Annotated in this window: 9 protein-coding genes, 1 tRNA gene and 1 pseudogene; 7 read left to right on the forward strand and 4 right to left on the reverse strand. The window is 68.2% G+C overall.

Going from position 1 to position 20,797, the window contains the following annotated elements:
- Complete coding sequence (locus OHT74_RS17405; RefSeq protein WP_328620675.1) at positions 1 to 2,148, reverse strand: helix-turn-helix transcriptional regulator; 2,148 nt, start codon at positions 2,146 to 2,148, stop codon at positions 1 to 3.
- Between the two features lie 541 nt (positions 2,149 to 2,689).
- Here OHT74_RS17405 and OHT74_RS17410 point away from each other — a divergent pair.
- The 7 genes and pseudogenes from OHT74_RS17410 to OHT74_RS17440 all read left to right on the forward strand — a co-directional run bounded on the left by OHT74_RS17410 (position 2,690) and on the right by OHT74_RS17440 (position 17,266).
- A complete protein-coding gene (locus OHT74_RS17410; protein WP_328620676.1) occupies positions 2,690 to 2,902 on the forward strand; it encodes a hypothetical protein in 213 nt (70 codons plus the stop codon).
- A gap of 177 nt (positions 2,903 to 3,079) precedes the next feature.
- On the forward strand, positions 3,080 to 7,843 hold the full coding sequence (locus OHT74_RS17415) for a sacsin N-terminal ATP-binding-like domain-containing protein (protein WP_443047708.1): 4,764 nt from the start codon (positions 3,080 to 3,082) through the stop codon (positions 7,841 to 7,843).
- Entirely contained in the window at positions 7,840 to 9,744 is a 1,905-nt protein-coding gene (locus OHT74_RS17420; protein ID WP_328620677.1) for a UvrD-helicase domain-containing protein, read from the forward strand. The genes OHT74_RS17415 and OHT74_RS17420 overlap by 4 nt, the downstream gene beginning before the upstream one ends.
- Positions 9,741 to 12,998 (forward strand): helicase-related protein, encoded by a 3,258-nt coding sequence (locus tag OHT74_RS17425; protein WP_328620678.1) that lies wholly within the window; start codon positions 9,741 to 9,743, stop codon positions 12,996 to 12,998. Before OHT74_RS17420 ends, OHT74_RS17425 begins: the two co-directional genes overlap by 4 nt.
- Positions 12,995 to 14,860 (forward strand): DUF1998 domain-containing protein, encoded by a 1,866-nt coding sequence (locus tag OHT74_RS17430; RefSeq protein ID WP_328620679.1) that lies wholly within the window; start codon positions 12,995 to 12,997, stop codon positions 14,858 to 14,860. The genes OHT74_RS17425 and OHT74_RS17430 overlap by 4 nt, the downstream gene beginning before the upstream one ends.
- 673 nt (positions 14,861 to 15,533) lie before the next feature.
- A pseudogene (locus tag OHT74_RS17435) lies at positions 15,534 to 15,827 on the forward strand (tyrosine-type recombinase/integrase); the annotation flags it as partial.
- 233 nt (positions 15,828 to 16,060) lie between these two features.
- Positions 16,061 to 17,266, forward strand: a complete 1,206-nt coding sequence (locus tag OHT74_RS17440; RefSeq protein WP_328620680.1) for a DNA sulfur modification protein DndB — start codon at positions 16,061 to 16,063, stop codon at positions 17,264 to 17,266.
- Between the two features lie 288 nt (positions 17,267 to 17,554).
- Here the strand turns inward: OHT74_RS17440 and OHT74_RS17445 are convergent.
- From OHT74_RS17445 to OHT74_RS17455, 3 genes are all read right to left on the reverse strand, one after another.
- A tRNA-Thr gene (locus OHT74_RS17445) sits at positions 17,555 to 17,628 on the reverse strand.
- Between the two features lie 200 nt (positions 17,629 to 17,828).
- On the reverse strand, positions 17,829 to 19,397 hold the full coding sequence (locus tag OHT74_RS17450) for an alpha/beta hydrolase (protein WP_266996223.1): 1,569 nt from the start codon (positions 19,395 to 19,397) through the stop codon (positions 17,829 to 17,831).
- A gap of 186 nt (positions 19,398 to 19,583) precedes the next feature.
- Entirely contained in the window at positions 19,584 to 20,795 is a 1,212-nt protein-coding gene (locus OHT74_RS17455; protein ID WP_328620681.1) for a DNA polymerase III subunit delta', read from the reverse strand.
- Positions 20,796 to 20,797: the final 2 nt, after the last annotated feature.

Consider the following 20,797-nt stretch of genomic DNA (forward strand, 5'->3'; position numbering starts at 1 on the left):
TCACTCCCCCTTGCCGGCGCGGAGTTCGACGACAAGACGGGTGAGAGTGGTCCTGACCGGGTGGCCGGTGACGTCGGTGGTTCCTCGGAACTTCGCACGCCGAGCGCCGGGCGTGAAGCACAGCACTCCGTCCACCGCTTCGCAGCCCTCGACGCCCACCAGTTCCGCCCAGTCCAGGCGGGGTCGACTCCCCGAGCGCACGTCCAGCTGGGCCACCGGCACCATCGGGACGATCTCGTCACCACGCGGGATGCTCACTTCGCCGGTGATCCGCCACTCCCCTGCGTCGCCGACCGTCGCGTCGAGTCCGTCCAGGAGGGGAACCACGGGGCCGGCGGGTGTCTTGGCCTTGGGCCTCGTCCGCACCGTCAACGCCTTGCGCAGGGCCTCACCGCCTTCGCCGCTGCTGCGCTTCGGCCGTGCGACGAGTTCTCTCACTGCGTTGTTGGCCTCGGCGGTCAGCGCGTTGATCCGCCGGTAGGCGGACGGTGACCACCGCAGTGTCAGCTCTTCCGTCTGCCCCCAACGGTCGTGCTCGGGAGGTTCCGCCGCGCGCAGGAAGTCCTCGGCCTCCTTCGCGAAGGGGGTCGTCTCTCCGGCTGCCTCCCCGACCAGCAGAACGGCCTGGAAGGGGTTGGTGCTGTTCGGCAGCCTCGGGACCACTGTCCTCTTGACGGTCATACGATTGCCGCGCAGCGAGTGCATCCGGTTCTTCGCCCCGTCCCTGTCCCCCTCGGCCTCCGTGACGAGCAGGACCGCTTGGTGCGTACCCAACGTCCCATGCGCGCCCCCGGACAACGGCAGCTTCAACGGGACGCTCCGCGCCGCCACCTGCCCGGCCTCGGTGAGACGATCCACCGTGGTGCCCTCGTAGTGCGCCCTCAGGGCACGGGTCCGCGCAGGCTGTTCGACAGACGGGTCCACCTGCTGCTCCGCCACGACCTCCTTGCCGTTTCGCAGGGCTCGGACCGAGACCTCCAGGAGGGGGAGTTTGCTGCCCCCGCCGGTCATCGCGGCCCAGAAGTCACGCCCCAGTGCTTCGACCAGTCGGGCGTGCATCGTGGTGATATCACGCGTGTCCTCATCGCTCTCCTCGTCGCCGATGAATCCGTCCTCGGGCTCGTAGGAGTTCGCCGCGAGGCCGGCCACATCGTGCGCACCGACGATGAGGAAGGACGTGCCGGGTTCGTCGCTTTCCCGGGCCAGATACAGGTTCTCCACGGTCTCCTCGTCCGCCCACCAGGAACGGGCGACCAGGGCCCCGGGAGAGTGTGGATCAGGGCGCCCGAACCAGGCGGGGCCTGCATACGACTCGCCGTCGACCTCACGCCACGGCAGTTCGAGGCGGCCGATGACCCGTCGCTCGGTACGTCCCTCGTGAGGCACGGAGAGAGTGGAGTTGATGAGCACGAGCCCGAGGGAGCTGGTGGCCCACAGCGTCGCCTTGCCCAAGCCGTACGACCCACCGGCGCCAGGACCGGACTTGAGGCTCTCCAGTTGGCGTCTGACCACGGCGGCGAACTTGCCGTCCGCGTAATCGTCGCCGATCAGCCCGGAAGCGTTGTAGTCGTCGACGCGCAGCAGGATCAAACGGCCCTTCTCGTACATGTCGCGCACTCCGGCGTCCACGACACGACCGACCTTCTGGTTACCGGCGGTCTCCGAGACGGCGGAGTAGTGCGGAAAGAGATCGTTCCAGAGGATCGCCTCGCGGAAGGCGTCCAGGGCGTCGCCGGTGAGCTCGTGCAGGGTGTAACGGACCTTGACGGGGCGGCCGTTCTCCGTCAGTCGCTCGTCCAGGCTGTTCTGGCACGTCTCCCGCGCGAGGACCTGCACGTCAGCGTCGAAGGCGAAGGCGGCGGCATTGCCCAGGTCGCGGCCGCCATCGGGATAGCCGGGGCGGTGGTACCAGGTGACCGGGAGGCCGGCCTGGGTATCGGTGGTGCGGGTGTGCACCGTACCCACGTCCGTGCCGAGCGCCTTGGCGATGTCCGTCATGACGGTCGGACGAGGAGTCGACCTGCCGGTGATCCACGCGGACACTGCGGCCCGAGTCAGGTTGAGCTCGTCGGCCAGTTCGGCCTGCGTCTTCCCCGCAAGCTTGAGCTGTCGGGCCAACCAGGGCCCGAACTCCTCGCCTGTCTCCACGCGCCGCCTGCTCTCTCCTGGGAGTCCCATGCCGATCGCACGGTGTGGATCACGAGGCTAATTTGACAAAGGCGCAGGCGTCAACCAGCAGTTGATCGGGCTCGATCGACCAGACCGCATCAGCCTGGTGTCCGACTTGCCCTAAATAATCAAGTATTCGCCTTATGGGCGATCCTCTACAAGAGGACCCATCAACTCCCTTTAAAGCGGCGGGAGTTCGGGTTGCATGTTCGAGTGAATACCCGATAGGGTCGTTGACGATGGGGATCCCATCTCGCTCGCAAAACCCGAAATCCGGGAGGCCGGGCGACCCGGGAAGAAGTGCGCCCAAATTCCGACTCCATGCCCGGCAGACGCCTCCAGAGCCGCACAGAGGAAATCCTTCCGCAAAGCACTGGCTGCACGAGACCTACATCCCCTAGCTTAGCGAGGAAGGAAGTCTCACCCGAGACTTGAGATTTACCGATCGCTTCACACGGGGACGTGTACCCAAATACACCCCTGTGCAGCTGCAGGATGCAACCAAACAGGAGTGGATCAGATGAATGAGCAGGACAGTGAATCATGGGACTCGTTTCGGGAGTCGAGCGCATTCGAGATGGCAATTAAGACGGCTGGAAGCAAGGCCGCGGTTCTCGGGATTCTTCACGAACACGACCTGTCCGAGGACGCTTTCACCAACAGGTTCCCCGTTCTGGCGAAGGTGGCTCAGGGCCTGCCGGACGTTCCGGAGGAGGCCGGTCCCCCGGTCTGATTCAGCACGTCAAGGGCCTGAAGTCTCGGTCTCGCAACAAACGGCGCCTTCGCAGTGAACCCTCCGCTTCACGAAGGCACTGTGGAAAGCAACGCCCAACGCCACGACGAGCACGGGCCGGCCGGCCCGTCGTTCGCTCTTTCGTCCCGATCTTTGACACTCAGGAGCGCAGAAGCAGTGCCGTCATCGTCCTCTTCGGTCGTTCAAACCGTTCTCGAACAGTCCTCGCGTGTCCTGCAGACTTACGCCGTGGACCCCGGCCTCGTGGCCGAGCACGCCAATGGAGAGCGCCGTATCACCCAGGGCGGATACGGCGATCGCCAGCTTTTCGAGCTCGTTCAGAATGCGGCAGATGAAATGGCCGACGAGTCGGGTGGGCGAGTTTACGTCATCCTCACGGAAACCCACCTGTACTGCGCGAACGAGGGTAATCCGGTTTCCCCGGAAGGCGCGGAGACAATTCTTCGGATGAGTATGTCGAAGAAGCGTGGCGGCCAGATCGGGCGTTTCGGAGTGGGCGTCAAATCGGTTCTCGTGGTGACCGACGCGCCGGAATTCTTCAGCAGCACCGGAAGTTTCGGATTCGACCGCGCCTGGTCGTACGAGCAGATCAGGGCCGTGCCCGGCGTGACTGCGCGCTACGGCCCCGAGTTCGACGCGCCTGTGCTGCGGATGGCCCGACCTCTGGACGTGCAGGCCGAGCGCGCTTCCGATCACGTCCTGAACGAGCTGCTGAACTGGGCCACCACCGTCGTTCGTCTGCCCCTGCTCCCGAAGGCGGACGACCGGCTGGGCCGGGACATGCACGGTGGACGTGGCAAGGACCACGGCGAGCCCCGCGAGGAATTCCCGGTCGGCTTCCAGCTCTTCTCGCCGCACGTCGCAAAAGTCGTGCTGGAGGACCGCCGGCCACGGCCTGTGGCCCGTCGGACACTGACCGCCCAGCGGACCGGCGACCTGCACACCTTGATCGAGGAGCGGACCGGGAAGTCCGTCGCCACCGACCGGTGGCGCGTGTTCACCACCACCCACGAACCCGGTCCCAGTGCCCGCGCGGACGCCGGCGAACTGCACGACCGGCTCTCACTCAACCTCGCCTGGGCCGTCCCCGCCCTGGAGAAGGACCGGGAGAGCGGTCTGTACGTCAGCCCGCGATCACGCGGGCGCGGCAAGTTCTGGTCCTTCTTCCCGACCAAGTACGAGATGTCGCTGAGCGGCATCCTCAACGGCGCCTGGAAGACGAACGAGGACCGCCAGAACCTCCTCGACTCCTCTCCCTTCAACCAGGAGATGATCCGGATGTCGGCAAAGCTGGTGGTCGACTCCCTCCCTGCCCTTGTACCCGATGAGGACCCTGCCGCCTATCTCCCCCTCCTGCCCGGTCGAACCAAGGAAGCGATCAGCTGGGCCGACGAGTTCCTGACCCGAGAGATCTGGGCCCGCACCACGGACCGTCCGGCGTTGCCCGACCAGGACGGCGTGCTGCGCATCCCGACGGCGCTGAGGATCCACCCGCGCCTCGACAAGGACCTGAAGAAACTGTCCAAGTGGCTGCGGATGTGGCATGAGTGCCCCGGACGCCCCTCGAACTGGCTTCACCCGAGTGTCGAGGCGGACGCCCTGCGCTCCGGAAAGGTCGAGCACATCCTCGGTGTGGCCGGGCACGAGCGGACTGGTGTCCGAGAATGGCTGGAGGCTCTGGTCGGGAGCGGCACCCCCGAGGCGTCGGCGGTGGCCGTTCGCATCCTCGCGGACATGATCGAGAACCGCTCTCCCCATGCCGAAGAGGCCCGTAAGGCCCAGATCGTGCTCACCGATAAGCACGGTCTCGTCGCACCCGTGCACGGCAACGTGTTCCGCCGTGCCACTCAGGGCGGCCTACGCGAGACCCTGGTGTACGTGGTCGACAAGCTCGCCCAGGACCCGTCTCTGGCTCACGCGCTCAACGTCCTGGGCATCAGGGAGGCCGATGTCGAGGGCCGGTTCGTCAGCGTCCTCGATCAGGGCTTCGACCACTACGGCGACTCGGACTGGGAGCGGTTCTGGGAGCTGTTCCGTCAGGCGGGGGTGCGCCGGCTGGCCCACACGGTCCTGGAGAAGGTGCCCACTCCACGCTCGGCGCTCCGGGTACGCACCGCCGACGGTCGGTTCCGGCCGGTCGAGGACTGCATGCTGCCGGGTGTCGTGGTCGATGCGAAGCGCGACCCCAGAATCGCTGTCGACATGGCATTCCACTCCGACGACACCCCCTTCTTCTCACAGGTCGGCCTGCGGGAACGACCGTCCGGTGGGGTCCGCCCCCAGGAAGACGAAGCTTGGTTCGTGGAGTACCGCGAAGCCCTCCACGCCGCCTACCTGCGCGGCTTGGACACTCGCGCCCCGCGCCCCGCGCTGAGCCGGATGAAGGTCGAGGGCGCCGCGATCGGCGGCCCGCTCCACCTCTTCCGCGCCCTGTCCAAGGAATCCCGCGCCGCCTTCCTGAAGGTGCTGCCCGACGACGCCGTGGTGGACAACTGGACGCGCCAGATCGGCGCACAGACCAACACACGACAGGCCGTACCCTCGCCGATCCGATGGATGCTGAGGAAGTTCGGCACGATCGCCACCTCCCAGGGGATCAAGCCGGTCAAGGAGGCCGTCGGCCCCCAGCTCGCCGGCTACCGAGATGTGCTGCCGGTCGCCGACATCTCCCCCGAGAAAGCCCGCAGGCTGCGGCTCCCAACCACCGTTGACGAGGTACCCGCCGACCGCTGGGACGCGCTCCTCGAGGAGGTGGCCCGCAGCGCGGACGACTCCTTCGTCGGCGCCACCTACGTGATGCTGACTCGATTCGGCGCGGATTTCCCCGAGGACTCCCTGACCCGGTGCCGGATCGGTGACGCCTGGGAAACTCGGCCCGACAGCGAGATCACCGTCGCCGTCGGGACCGCTCAGTACCAGGCGCTGCGCGCCGAGCAGCTCCCGGCGCTGCTCGTGCCGACCACCGACGACGCCGAGCTGATGATCGAAAAGTGGGGCATGCTCCGCTACGCCGACGTGATCAGCCTCGAGACCCGTGAAGTACCGGTGGGCGACCCCGTGCCGCTGGTCGAGCTGTTCCCTGCCCTGCGGCAGCGTCTGAACAGCGGGAACCGGAACAGCATGGTGCAACAGTGCAGCGAACTGGAGGAGGTCACCCGCACGCCCAGGGGCGCACACGCCTCCCCCCTGGATGCCGTGCGCCAGGACGGCACCGTCAAGCTCCGAGTTCCCCTGGCCCGGGAGCCGATGCTGCGCCTGATCGACCGCGAACTCGGTTTGGGCCTCGGCGCTGCCGGATGCCGAGCGGTACTCGATCACCAGGACCGTATGGAACGGGACGGCGAGTTGAAGGCCGCGCAGAAGGCGGTGCGTGACTCCACGGACGTGGTGACCAAGATCGAGCTGCTGGTCGGGGCCGACGCACTCCGCACCGGCCTCCCCGAGGGGTTGATGGAGGCCGAACTGCAGTCGACCGACGGCGTGGAGCCGACCGCGCGTCGCATCGCGCAGATGGCGTTCAACGCACACGGTGACGGTGTGCTCCAGCAGCATGCCAGAGACATCCAGGGACGCTTCCCCAACGCCCCGATCGCCTACGGAGGTTCCTCTGCGGCCATCGCGTTCGTCTCGGAGCTGAGGCTGCCGATCGCGTTCGCCGGTTCGAAGACTCCGTCCCCACCGCCGTTCGAGACCGTCGAGGGCCCTCGGGACTTCCCGAGTCTCCACGAGTACCAGGAGGACCTGGTCCGGAACATCTCCACCATGCTCGACCGACTGGCACCCCAGCGCGGCATGCTGTCGCTGCCGACCGGCGCCGGCAAGACCCGGGTCACCGCCGAGGCCGCGATCCGCTGGGTGAAGCGAGTCGGCGACCTCAAAGGTCCACTGCTGTGGATCGCACAGACAGAGGAGTTGTGCGAGCAGGCCGTCCAGAGCTGGAAGTTCGTCTGGAGCAAGGTCGGCGCCGAACGCCCGCTCACCATCAGCCGGCTGTGGAGCACCAACGAGGTGGGTGACGTCGTCGACCACCCTCACCTGGTGGTCGCCATCGACGCCAAGTTGGAACGGTGCCTGGGCACCGACCAGTACGCCTGGCTGCGCCAGGCCGCCCTGGTGATCGTGGACGAGGCTCACACCGCCATCTCCAAGCGATACACCGAGATTCTGGGCCAACTGGGACTCACCCAGTACGAGACGGGCCGGCACCTGCTCGGCCTGACCGCCACCCCGTTCCGGAACGCCAACGAAGAGGAGACCCGCCGCCTGGTCCGGCGCTTCGGGAATCGGCGACTCGACGAAGGCGTCTTCCCGTCGGGCGACCCGTATCGCGATCTCCAGGACTGGGGCATGCTCGCCCAGGTCGAGCACCGCACCCTCGAGGGCGGCCGTATCGAACTCACACAGGACGAGAAGACACACGCCGACCGCATGGCCGTGCTCTCCCGCTCTGCCGAACACCGACTCGCCGACGACCACGCGCGCAGTCGGCGCATCGTCGACTCGGTGGCCGGTCTGCCGGACGATTGGCCGACGTTGCTCTTCGCCACCTCCGTCGATCACGCCAAGTACCTGGCGGCCATGCTCAACGACCGGGGTGTCCCGTCCGCCGCCGTGGACTCGACTACCAGTACGCAGGACCGTCGCACTCGCATCGAGAACTTCCGAAGCGGTCGTATCCGGGTTCTCACCAACTACGGTGTGCTCGCCCAAGGGTTCGACGCACCTGCCACTCGTGCCGTGGTCGTGGCCCGGCCGGTCTACAGCACCAACGTGTACCAGCAGATGATCGGTCGCGGATTGCGTGGGCCGCGGAACGGCGGCAAGGACAGCTGCCTGGTCCTCAACGTCAGCGACAACATCGCCAACTTCGACACCAACCTCGCCTTCACTCAGTTCGAGCACCTCTGGAGCCGGAAGTGACCGACGTCTACCAGGACAGCCCGACGCTCACCAACGAGCAGCTGGCCGTGGTCGAGCAGCCCTGGGATGCCCGTGTACTGGTCACGGCCGGCGCCGGAGCCGGAAAGACCCACACCCTGGTTCGCCGGCTCGACGCGCTGTGCAGTGACGAGGACCCCGAGCAGGCGCTGGAAGCCGCCGAGATCCTGGTACTCACCTTCTCCCGAGCGGCGGCTCGGGAACTGCGCGAACGGATCTCTCGGCACGGGGAACGAGCTCACCGAGTGCGCGCCCGTACCTTCGACGCGTGGGCTTATGAGGTGCTCCTTCAGGCACACCCGGACGGCGAGTGGGGTGCGGTCGGGTTCGACGCACGGATCGCCGCCGCGACCCGCGCGATCGAGAAGGGCGCGCTGGAGGACGGCGACGCGGTGCCACCGGCCCATGTCGTGATCGACGAGGTGCAGGACCTGCTGGGCGGGCGCCGTGAGCTGGTGGAGACGCTCCTCGACCGGTACCAGGACAGCTGCGGGTTCACCGTCGTCGGAGACGCCGCCCAGTCCGTGTACGGCTTCCAGATCGAGGACTTGGGCGAACGCGCCGACGAGACCGGTCGGTTCTTCGACTGGCTGCGCTGCTCCTACCCCGACGACCTGGTGGAGCTGCGTCTCACAAGGAACTTCCGGGCCACCACCGCCGAGGCCGGGATCGCGTTGGCGCACGGCCCTCTCCTCCAGCAGGTGACCGAGCCGGACGAAGCAGAGCAGCACTACGACGAATTGCGCGATCTCCTGTTGGATCCGGCGAACGGCATGGGTGATCTCGTCGACGAGTTCACCCTGGAAGGGCTGCGGGACCTCTCGGACACCTGCGCCGTCCTCACCCGCGACAACCGGCAAGCCCTCGTGATCTCCGCACTGCTGCACGCGCACGGCATCGACCACCGGATAAAGCGCCCACTGGAGGAGCGTCCGGTGCCGTACTGGGTGGCCGAGCTGCTGCGTCGCACGGAGGCGACCGGCCTCACCGAGGACCGGTTCCGTACGCTCCTCTCGGACATCCCTCTTCCCTACGAACCCGACGCCACCGCCCTGTGGACGGTGCTCCGCAGGGTCGCGCGCGGAGCGGGGCGCGGGGTGCTCGACCTGGACCGGCTGCGCCGTGCGGTCGCCGATGGCCGGTTTCCGGACGAAGCGGCTGATCCGGAGACCGCCCGCATCGTCGTCTCGACGGTGCACCGCGCGAAGGGCCTGGAGTTCGACCGGGTGATCGTCCTGACGCCACCGACCCCCGCCGAGCTCCACAAGCAACACCAGGACGAGTTGGACCTTCCCGCCGAAGCCCGCGCCTTGTACGTGGCCATGACGCGCGCTCGCCAGGATCTCTATCACGTGGCCCCTCCCGAACTGCCGCACTTCAGGCGAGCGGGAAGCCGGCGCAACGGCCGCCGCTACCTCGGGTCGTGGCGGTCGTACGACAGGTACGGGATCGTCGCCGAGGCGGGCGACGTCTGCCGCAACGACCCGCCCGGCCACCGGACCGATGCCGTCGCCACCCAGGCGTATCTCCTGGAACGGGTGCGGCCCGGCCAGGAGGTGCTGCTGCGCAAGCGCCACGACCTGCCGATGGGCGAGGTCGAAAGCCCGCCGTACGCCCTGATGCGCGACGGCATGGAGATAGGGGAGGCCTCGCAGCGGTTCCGTGAGGATCTTTTCCAGGTACAGAAGGTCAACCGTAACTGGGACCCCTGGTGGCCCGACGAGATCCATGACCTGCGGATCGACACCCTGGAGACCGTGACGGGCAGCACCGCCGCCGGCACGAACGCCGGACTGGGTGAGCGCGGTGTGTGGATCGCCCCGCGGATCACCGGCATCGGCCGGTACCGGAGAGCCGACGACTACGAGGAGCAGCGCTCATGACGCAGGTGGCAGGTCCCCACTCCGAGCACTACCGGGTCCGGGACGAGGAGCTACTGGTGGGGCTTCGCCGTGAACTCCTCGGCCCCGGTCAGGAGGCCGTGCCGGACGATCGGGACGAGGTACTCACCCAGGACGCACCGATCGACCGCTATCTGACCGGCGTGCTCTATCCGCGGGCGGCGGACAAAGCCGCGAAGGAGCGGAAGGACGAGGACGCAGCCGAGCAGGACGGCCTGGACGCCGCCCCCCTGCTCAACCGAGAAGAGGCCGAGGAGTCCGGCACCGCGCAGGAGGTGGGCGCTTCAGGGGACAGGCGTCCTTCCTCGATGGGTCTCACCTTCGCGGTCCGCCCGACCATAAGCAGAGTGATCGTGGTCTCTGCGCGCGCGGCTGCCTACGTACCCACCGACGCCGACGGCACGCCCGTCCCGGCTCGCCGCGCCGAGGCCCGTACCACCGCCGACCAGCGGGAGCAGTGGCGGCGCAGGGAACTCGCACTCCCCGACCAGCACATTGACGTGACCCGATCAGATCCGAAGAAGACGATCGAGCTCACTCCGGAGGCATCGCTGCATGTCAACGTCCGGCCCCTCGATCCGGTCCACAACACGGTCACGGTCACGGTCACACTGATCAATGGGCAGAAAGTCGGCGAGCGGGATCTTCAGGACGCCTTCTCTCTGTTTCAGTGTGGTCTGACGGTCCGGGCCGCCGACGGCTCCACCGCCTTCGTCGAGCGTCCGGCCCCGGCCGCCACCCACGACCCCGAGATCGCCACGAGTCGGTTGCTGCACCGCCACGCCCCGACGTTCGCGGTCGGTCACGGATGCGCCGCCGAGTGGGACTGGACCCCCCAGCCGGTCGGTATGACCGAGGCCGAAACGCCCGCCGTCCCCGAGGTGCGGAGCCAGTTCGTGCCCACCGTGGAGGTGCTGCTCACCGACTCCAACCCGGAGATCGACAGTTCGGCGCTGTCCATGCTCGGGCTGGCAGAGCAGTCCGATGCCGAGGTGCTGGCCGCTCTGGAGGATCTCGCCACGGGTTACCAGCACTGGATCGACAGCAAGTCGGCCGAGGCAGAGGCTTTGACGGACGGCCCTCACGAGGTGCCCGCGCGGGAGCAGGTCAAAGCCTGCGGCGAAGCGCTCCACCGAATCCGTGAGGGAATCGAGCTACTGCGGACCAAGTCCGATCTCATGCACGCGTTCCGTCTCGCGAACCGCGCCATGGCAGACCAGCGTGCCCGCAGCAAGTGGGTGAAGGACGGCCGGGTCGGGGCCCCCGATCCGGCCGCCGGGCACTGGCGCCCCTTTCAGATCGCGTTCGTCCTGCTCTGCCTGGCCGGCATCGACGACCCCCAGCACCACGACCGGCGGATCTCCGACCTACTGTGGTTCCCCACTGGTGGTGGCAAGACGGAGGCCTACCTCGGGCTGATCGCCTTCACGTCGTTCCTGCGTCGGATCCGCAAGGGAGCGGACGGTGGCGGTGTCACCGTCCTCATGCGCTACACGCTGCGGTTGCTCACCCTCCAGCAGTTCGAGCGCGCCGCGATTCTGCTCTGCGCCATGGAGCGCATGCGGCGCCGAACGCCCGAGTTGGGCCACGAGGCGTTCTCCGTCGGCATGTGGGTGGGACGTTCGGCCACCCCCAACACACTGGTCGTGGCAGGCCAGAAGCTCAATGAGCTGCAAAAGAATCTCGACAAGCGACTCGCCACCGAGAATCCCGTTCAGCTGCACGCCTGCCCCTGGTGCGGGACCCGCCTCGACGCACGGAACTACGAAGTCGATGGGGACGCCAAGCGCATGCATGTCCGATGCCCCGGCCCGGACTGCGACTTCACCGACGGCCTGCCCGTCCATCTGATCGATGAGGCGGTGTACGCCGCACGACCGACCCTGGTGATCGCCACCGTTGACAAGTTCGCGTCGATGCCATGGCGCCCGCAGACCTCCGCGCTCTTCAACCGCGACGACGACCCGGAGGGCGGCACTCCGCCCCCAGAACTGATCGTCCAGGACGAACTCCACTTGATCTCCGGACCGCTGGGCACGCTCACAGGTCTCTACGAGACCGCCGTGGACGCACTCGCCGACCGGCCCAAGGTGATCGCCTCCACGGCGACCATCCGTCGCGCAGCCGATCAGGGCCGCCACCTCTTCGCTCGCGAAGTGCGGCAGTTCCCGCCCGCCGGCCTGGACGCCCGCGACTCGTGGTTCGCCGTGGAGACCCCACGTGAGGAAAAGGCGAGCCGCCGCTATGTCGGCCTCCTGGCCCCCGGCACCAGCCAGTCAACCCTCCTGATCCGCACGTACGCCACCCTGCTGCACCGGGCCAAGCAGGCGGAGACGGAGGACGAGGTGCGCGACGCGTACTGGAGTCTCGTCGGCTATTTCAACAGCCTTCGGCTGTTGTCCGCGGCCGAACTCCAGGTCCATGACGACGTGGTGGCCTACCTGGAGATGCTCGCCGAGCGCGAGGGGGTGGAGGTCCGTTCGGTCACCAACTACTCGGAGCTGACAAGTCGTATCGACGCCAGCGAGATCCCCAGCCGCCTCAAAGGCATCGAGAGGCGGCTGCCCGGCGATGAGACCGTGGACGTGCTCCTGGCCACCAACATGATCGCGGTCGGCGTGGACGTGGACCGCCTCGGTCTCATGGCCGTGATGGGCCAGCCGCAGACGACCGCCGAGTACATCCAGGCCACCAGCCGGGTCGGCCGGGCGCACCCCGGTCTGGTCGCGGTCATGTTCAACTCGACCCGGTCCCGGGACCGCTCCCACTACGAGAGCTTCCAGCATTTCCACTCGGCCCTGTACCGCGAGGTCGAGTCCACTTCCGTAACCCCGTTCTCCGCCCGGGCCCGCGACCGGGGCCTGCACGCGGTGATCGTCTCCCTCGCCCGCATCATGATTCCGACCGCTCGCCCCAATGAGGGGGCCGGCAAGGTCGAGTCGTACGAACACGTGCTCCGGGGACGCATCAAGTCGATCCTTCTGGAACGCGTGGAGGCGGTTGCCGGGGAGGAGACCAGCACCGTGTCGCAGGCCTTCGACGAGTTCGTCGAGTGGTGGTGCGCCGAGGCCGACATCCACGACGGCCTGCTGTTCGAGCCTCAGAGGGGCAGGCGTACCCCCTCGCTGCTGAAGGCGTACGACGACGAATCACAGGACGCCGAGGCGTGGCCCACGCTGTGGAGCCTGCGCGACGTGGACGCCGAGACCGCCCTGTTCATGGAGGGAACCCGATGACCCCACCCCCCGCCCGCCGTCAACGGACCGGTGCGTACGGCGCCGCACCCGCCCACAACCTCCCGCGGCGTGGTGCAGTCCGCCGGGCCCAGGTGATCACCACGTACGGCGTCGGGTCGCTCATCGCAGTCGACCACGAGTCCTTCATCGTCTCGGGACTCGACGATGCCGAGCAGAGCTGGAGCCGTGACGAGTCTCCGAGGATCCACGAACGGCGCCTGGCCCGGGTGCTCGAAGTCGATTCCTTCCGGCTGCCGCCCGCTTCCGACGACACCAGCAAGGACGGGCTCCGGGTCCGACGATTCCCCTTGATGCACTTCTGCCCGGAGTGCAACGACCTGCAACGACACCGCGACTTCAACCCGCCCGCCGGGCGAAGCGTCTGCGGCACGTGTGAGGTCGACCTGGTCCCCTCCCGTTTCGTCGTCGCCTGCGAGGCCGGCCACCTCGGCGAGTTCCCGTACCGACAGTGGTTGCACCGCTCCACGGACCGTGGTGACGCGAGGGCGGCACAGTGCGGTGGGAAGCTCAAAATGCGCACGTCAGGGCGCACATCCTCGCTCCGCTCCATTCTCGTCTCCTGCACCTGTGGGCAGGTCCCCGAGGTCTCGATGGAAGGTTCCTTCCGCAGGAACGCGCTCAAGGACCTGGGCCTACGGTGTCAAGGAACCCGCCCGTGGCTCGGTGCGTCCGTCCCGGCTCCGGGGTGCGGACTCGCTCTGCGCACACTTCAGCGAGGTTCGTCGGCATTGTGGCAGCCGGTCCTGAGGTCGGCTCTATCCATTCCGCCGTGGAGCGACGGTCGGTCGGATCCGCTCGCCGAACACTGGGCTGCGCTCCGCGAGTACGACGCACCCGAGCAAGTCGAGATCTATCTCAAGGGCGCCTTCAAGGGAGGGTGTCCGGTGCCGCTGAACGAGGTGATGGCGCTCCTCGACGCGGAGCGCGAGGAGGCCCCCGACAGCGAGTCCACCCCTACCTTCGACCACCGCTACCTCGCTCTGCGCAATAAGGAGTACGAGCGGCTCCGCGCGGGCAACGAAGAGAGCGACCACTCCCACGACGAGCAATTCGTCTGTGAGGCCCCGCTGGGCGACCAGAGTGGGCTCGACCCGCTCGGCGTCACCGGCCCCATGCTGGTCAAGAAGCTTCGCGAGGTGCGCGCCCTGGCGGCGTTCACCCGGCTCGCCGACGCCGAGTCGACGACCGACTCCAGGGAGATGCCGCTGTCGGAACGGCGCCTGCGCTGGCTCCCGGCCATGGAAGTGCGCGGCGAGGGAGTCTTCCTCCGATTGAACGAAGACCGACTCGGCGCCTGGGAGAAAAGCTTGGCGGTGGCAGCCCGGGTCGAGCGGATGCGTATCGCCCACCAGCGGGTGCTCGCACAGCGGGCCGATGACCCGAGCAGGGTCGTACCCTCCCCGGCAACCCCTCGCATGGTGCTCCTGCACACGCTGGCCCACATCCTCATCAACGAGTGGAGCCTGGAGGCGGGCTACCCGGCCGCGGCCCTGCGCGAGCGCCTGTACGCCGCCGACGGCATGGCAGGGGTGCTCGTCTACACGGCGACGAGCGACTCGGCGGGCAGCCTCGGCGGTCTGGTCGCCCAAGGTGAACCGGAGGCTCTCGGTCGTACGGTGCGTTCGGCCGTCCGCCGTGCCGAGTGGTGCTCGTCTGACCCGCTCTGCATGGAGACCGAGGCATCCGGTGCCGGCGGAATCAATCTGGCGGCCTGCCACGCCTGCGTGATGCTGCCGGAGACGAGTTGCGAGCACAACAACATCCTGCTCGACCGCGCCCTCCTCGTCGGTACCTCCCATGATCCTCGACTCGGGTACTTCGAGAGCGTCCTGGGGCAGTGACGTCGAATCATCCGTAATGGCACCGATGGTGATCGGTGATCCGACCCATGCCGCTCTCCCGGTTTCGGAACCGGAGAAACTGCCGCAACGGCTCCGGAATTTCGGGAGGGCACAAGCCCAAGCATCGAATCCCTCACTGCGCCATACGCTCTGCGTCCGCCCCGAAGCGCAACTGGGCCGGTCGAGGACCTCCTGCGCGTCATGACCGTGGACCCGGAGCCGATGAAGTAGGTCAGCGATGGCCTCGACCGCAGGCTGCCGCACTTCTTGGAAGCCTCACGTTCCGGCTGTGACTGTGCGGGGTGCTCAGACTGGTCGCGAGTTCCACCCAGGTGACCTTGCGGTGGGCCAAAAGTTGCACGCCCCACCAATCAGAGTGGGCAGCGACGAATGCCATGCTGCGACCCGTCTCGCCATCATCGGTAGCCTCGACGAGAACCGATGAGGCTCTTAAGTCCGGATCGTGGTCCCCGATACGAAGGTGAGTGCCGCTCATGGAAACGGCCTGCGTCACGGCAGCGCCCCGGACGACGTGAGTGATCACGTCGGACACGAGTTCGTTGACACGGGCTGAGCCACCCGCCGGGCGACCTCCCTCCCGGTCGGTAAGGTCACCATTTCCGGGCGCCATCGACGCGTTCGTCGCTCAACTCCTGCCGCAGTCCGTCTGATCAAGGAGCCACTCGAGGAGGCCGGGATCAGCGACCGCCGCCAGCACGACGGGAGCCGCCATACGGCGGGGACAATCCCGGACGAGCTGGGCATCGACATGCCGACCATCATGGAGATCCTCAGGCACACCTAGATCAGCCAGACACGGCGCTACGTGAAGGGTCGCTCCGAGCTCTCCCGGGAGGCGCCGGATGGGCGAGGCCTTCTTGCCCGGTCCAGCGGCCCCCACCGAGGTGAGAAACGAGACCAGAGCACCCGTGCGGCGCGCGCCCGGCGTCGTCGCAAGGTTCGCTGAGATAACCCAGCCCAGGGCCACATGAGTTGAGCGTGCAACGCGAAGCGATGGCCGTCGCGTCGTGGTGACACACCATCATGGAGTGCTTCTACGGCGCATTTTCACAGCTCAGCATCTCAACTCCTGCGCAACCTGCGGCTGTACGCTGCATTCAAAGTGGTCTACGTGAAAATTTTTGCGTAGCGTGTCTCGCATCAGGCGCACTGGACGTTCGCGATCAAGGGATACCCGCCATGGAAGACTCCATAGACACCAGCCCCGCATCCACCACACCGTCGCGACCGAAGATCAACTACGGGCAGGTCGCCTATCCGGGCATCGGTTACAAGATGGGCAGCCGGCAGATGGTGACCACCGTCATGAACCCGGTCACCTACGTCGGGACTGTCGGTGACCGCGAGAACTGGGACCCGTTGCTGGGGACCGGGACCAACCGCAAGGAGGACAAGAACCACCGTCAGGCCATCGCCAAGTACATCGAGGAGACCGAGGACTACGTCCTCAACTCGGTCCTCGTGTACTACAGCCTTGACGACGCCGAGTTCGTGGCGGACGACCCCGAGGCCCCGATCAGCATGGGAACTCTCTACGTACGGCCCGGGGCAAAGGCGAAGGTGGGTGACGGCGGTCACCGCACCTCCGCCTACGGAGACGTCATCGAGGCCCACCGACACGGCGACGAGGTACTCCACAGGCTGCAGGCCAACGGTCAGCCCGTGATCGTGGTGTTGGACGACGACCAGGCACGCCGAGCGCAGGACTTCACCGACCTGCAGCAGAACGCCAAGCCGCTCAACGCCTCGATCGCGCAGTCGATGGACCGGCGTCAGGCGATCAACAAGATGCTGCTGGAAGAGGTGATCAAAGGCGGCCGGGTGGCGCTCTTCGAAGGAGGCAAGCGGGTCGAGTTCCTCACCGACTCGCCCGGTAAGCTCTCGCCGAAGCTGACAGGGTTCAAAACGCTCAGGTACGCCACTGGCACGCTCCTGGTGGGGACCGGACCCCGCTCGTCACGAGCCTGGGACGAGGCTGTCGCCGTCAGTATCGCCACCACCCAGCACGATGATGCGCTGCAGAAGATGATCGATTTCTGGAACGGGTTCGGCGCACTGCCTGACGTGGCCACCGCCCTGTCGGTTCCCAGCGGAATGGTCAAGCTGCGCGAGACCACCTGGCTGACCAGTGCCAACGTCCTGTACGCGCTTGCCGCAGCGGTGCGCGAGGTCACCGATGGCACCGGCGCGACCATCGCCGAGGCGATGAAGGCGGCCACCATCATCGACTTCACCCGGGCGGGGAGTACGTTCCACGGCACCCTCGTCGAGCCGGCCAAGTACGACGGTGGCGGCAACCTGACGGCTAAGGAGAAGGCCCTCACCGGGCGGGACGCCTGGGAGGGGGCAGCCGAGAAGCTGGCCGCCAAGATGCGTCAGAACTGACACGGGCGGTCCAGCCAACCGATGCCGTCGCTGAGTGGGACCCCCGGAATTGAGGTCCGGGGGTCCCACCGTCAGTCTGCATCACACCCATGACAGCCCGCGCAAGGCGGCTCGGTTCCGGTGCTGCCGGCACAGGCCGCCCAAACCAACCCGGCGGCCGCCCGGGGACGCCTCTGAGACCGGAACTGAGACCGAGAGCCCCCGAGCAGTCCGGGCTCGGTGCCGTCGCCAATGTGCGAAATAGCAAAAGCCCCAGGTCACGGCGAGTGAGTCCTGGGGCTTCTACAGAGCCGCCTTCGGGATTCGAACCCGAGACCTACGCATTACGAGTGCGTTGCTCTGGCCAACTGAGCTAAGGCGGCACCGCTGGTCAGACAAGTGTTCCCTCGGAGAGGAGCTCTCATCAGCAGCGGCGCCAAGTCTACAGGCTGAAACGGGGTGCCCTGAACCGCGTTGTGGAGGGGTGGGATGCGTGGGTCATATCGGGATCAATGGGTGACGTCTGGCCCGCCTGAGGCGTGGGTATCCCGTGCCGCCGGGGCGATCGGCGGGAGGCAGGGCGTCAGGTGCACTTCTTGCCGTCCTTCGGCGGAGTTCCTGTCAGCAGGTACTTGTTGATCGCCGTGTCGATGCAGGCGCTGCCGCGGCCGTACGCCGTGTGCCCGTCGCCGTCGTACGTGAGCAGGAGGCCCGAGTCGAGCTGCTGCGCCAGCGCCTGGGCCCACTTGTACGGGGTCGCCGGGTCCCGGACGGTGCCGACCACCACGATCGGCGGGGCACCCTTCGCGCTCAGGGCGCCGGCCGTGCCGGTGGCCTTGACCGGCCAGTACGTGCAGTTCAGCGAGGCCCAGGCGAGGCCCGCGCCGAACACCGGGGAGGCCTTCTGGAAGGAGGGCACGGCTGTGTCGACCGCCTCCGGGCCGGTGAAGGCGGGGGGCTGGTCGAGGCAGTTCACCGCGGCGTTCGCGAACATCAGGTTCGCGTACTTGCCGTCCGGCTCCCGCTCGTAATAGCTGTCGGCGAGGGCGAGCAGGCCGGACCCGTCGCCGTTCATCGCCGCCGTCAGCGCCTCGCGCAGCTGCGGCCACGCGCTCTCGTCGTACAGCGCCGCGATCACCCCGGTCGTGGCGAGGGACTCGCCCAGCGGGCGGTCCGGATCGCCGCTGGGCACGGGCTGGGCGTCGGCCTTGCGGAAGAACTCCTGGAGCTGCCCTGCCATCGCCTCCGGCCCGCCCTTGCCGAGCGGGCAGTCGGGCTGCTTCGCGCAGTCCTTGGCGAAGGAGCGCAGGGCCGTCTCGAAGCCCCCGGTCTGGTCCCGGTTCAGATCGAGGGCCGGACGGGAGGGGTCGATCGCGCCGTCCAGAACGAGCCGGCCGACCCGGCCGGGGAAGAGCTCCGCGTACGTCGCCCCGAGGAGGGTGCCGTACGAGGCGCCGACGTACGTCAGCTTCTCGTCGCCCAGCACCGCCCGGAGCACGTCCATGTCGCGGGCGGCCTCGACGGTGGAGACATGCGGCAGGACCCGCTGCGAGCGGGTCTGGCAGCCGGCCGCGAACTCCTTGAACGCGGCCACCAGCGCGGCCCGCTCCGCCGCGTTGTCCGGCGTCTGGTCCACTTGCGTGAACTTGTCCATCTCCGGCCCGGTCAGGCACTGGACCGGGCTGCTGCGGTCCACCCCGCGCGGGTCGAAGGACACCATGTCGTACTGGGCGCGGACGGGGGCCGGGTACCCGATGCCCGCGTACGCCTGGAGGTAGCCGATGCCAGAGCCGCCGGGGCCGCCCGGGTTGACCACCAGCGAGCCCAGCCGCTTGCCGGGGCCAGTGGCCTGGCGTCGCGCCACGGCGATGTCGACGTCCTGGCCGGACTCGGGGTGCGCGTAGTCCAGCGGGGCCTTCATCGTGGCGCACTGGAACCCGGGGACACCGCAGTCGCGCCAGCTCAGCTTCTGCTCGTAGTACGGGCGCAGCGAGGCCGGGACCGCGGTCGGGGCGGCCGACTGAGCAGCGCCCCCGGCCGAGGACGCGGCGGCGCTCGGTCCCCCCGACCCGGCCGAGGTGCACCCGGAGAGCAGCAGCCCGGCAGCGGCGATCACGGTTCCGGTGGTACGCAGCAGGCGACTGGTGTCCATCCCCGGAGCCTACGTCCTGCCGGGCGACCCGGCCCGGGCGTGTTCGCGCCGACCGGCCGCCCGCCACCCGAGGGCGCCGCAGCCCCGCCCTGATCCCGCAGTACCCGGCCCGACCTCGGCGGATCGCTCATACGGGTGAAACGGTCAACGGCGCTTGAAGGCGGGGCCGCCCCGGTGCGAGGCGGCTCAGCCCGCGCGCAGGGACATCGTCATCGCCTCGACCGCGAGGAGCGGGGCCACGTTGCGGTCCAGGGCATCGCGGCAGGCGATGATCGCCTCGATCCGGCGCAGGGTGCGCTCCGGTCCGGACGCGCGGGCGATCCGGTCCAGGTCGGGCCGTATCTCCTCGTTCGCGATCGCCAGCGAGGAGCCGAGCTGGAGGGCCAGCACGTCCCGGTAGAAGCCGGTGAGGTCGGTCAGCGCCAGGTCGAGCGTGTCGCGCTGGGTACGGGTGCGGCGGCGCTTCTGCCGGTCCTCGAGCTCCTTCATCACGCCGGCCGTGCCGCGCGGCATGCGGCCGCCGGTGCCGGACCCGGCGCCGAGCGCGGCCCTCAGATCCTCGGTCTCCTTGGTGTCGACCTCCTCCGCGACCTGCTTGGCGTCCTCCGCGGCGGCGTCGACCAGCTCCTGGGCGGCCTTGAGGCAGCCGCCCACGTCGTCGATGCGGAGCGGGAGCTTCAGCACGGCGGCCCGGCGGGCCCGGGCGGCCTCGTCCTGCGCGAGCCGGCGGGCCCGGCCGATGTGGCCCTGTGTCGCGCGCGCCGCGGCGGCAGCGACGGCGGGCTCGATGCCGTCGCGCCGGACCAGCACATCGGCGACGGCGGAGACGGGCGGGGTACGCAGGGTCAGGTGGCGGCAGCGGGAGCGGATGGTCGGCAGCACATCCTCCAGGGAGGGCGCGCACAGCAGCCACACGGTTCTCGGAGCAGGCTCCTCCACGGCCTTGAGGAGCACGTTGCCCGCGCCCTCGGTCAGCCGGTCGGCGTCTTCGAGGACGATGACCTGCCAGCGGCCCACGGCCGGGGAGAGCTGCGCCCGGCGGACCAGCTCGCGGGTCTCCTTCACGCCGATGGACAGCAGATCGGTACGGACGATCTCCACATCGGCGTGCGTACCGACCACGGTGGTGTGGCAGCCGTCGCAGAACCCGCAGCCCGGCTCGCCCCCGAGGGCGCGGTCGGGGCTGGTGCACTGCAGGGCGGCCGCGAAGGCCCGGGCGGCGGTGGACCGCCCGGAGCCGGGCGGCCCGGTGAAGAGCCAGGCGTGGGTCATCTTGGACGCGGCGGGCGGCGGCGTCCCGGCCACGACGGCGGTGACCAGGGCGTCGGCGTCACGAGCGGCGGCGGCCAGCTGCGACTGCACCCGCTCCTGTCCCACCAGGTCGTCCCATACGGGCATCC

The sequence above is a fragment of the Streptomyces sp. NBC_00354 genome, from assembly GCF_036106915.1.
Lineage (GTDB): Bacteria > Actinomycetota > Actinomycetes > Streptomycetales > Streptomycetaceae > Streptomyces.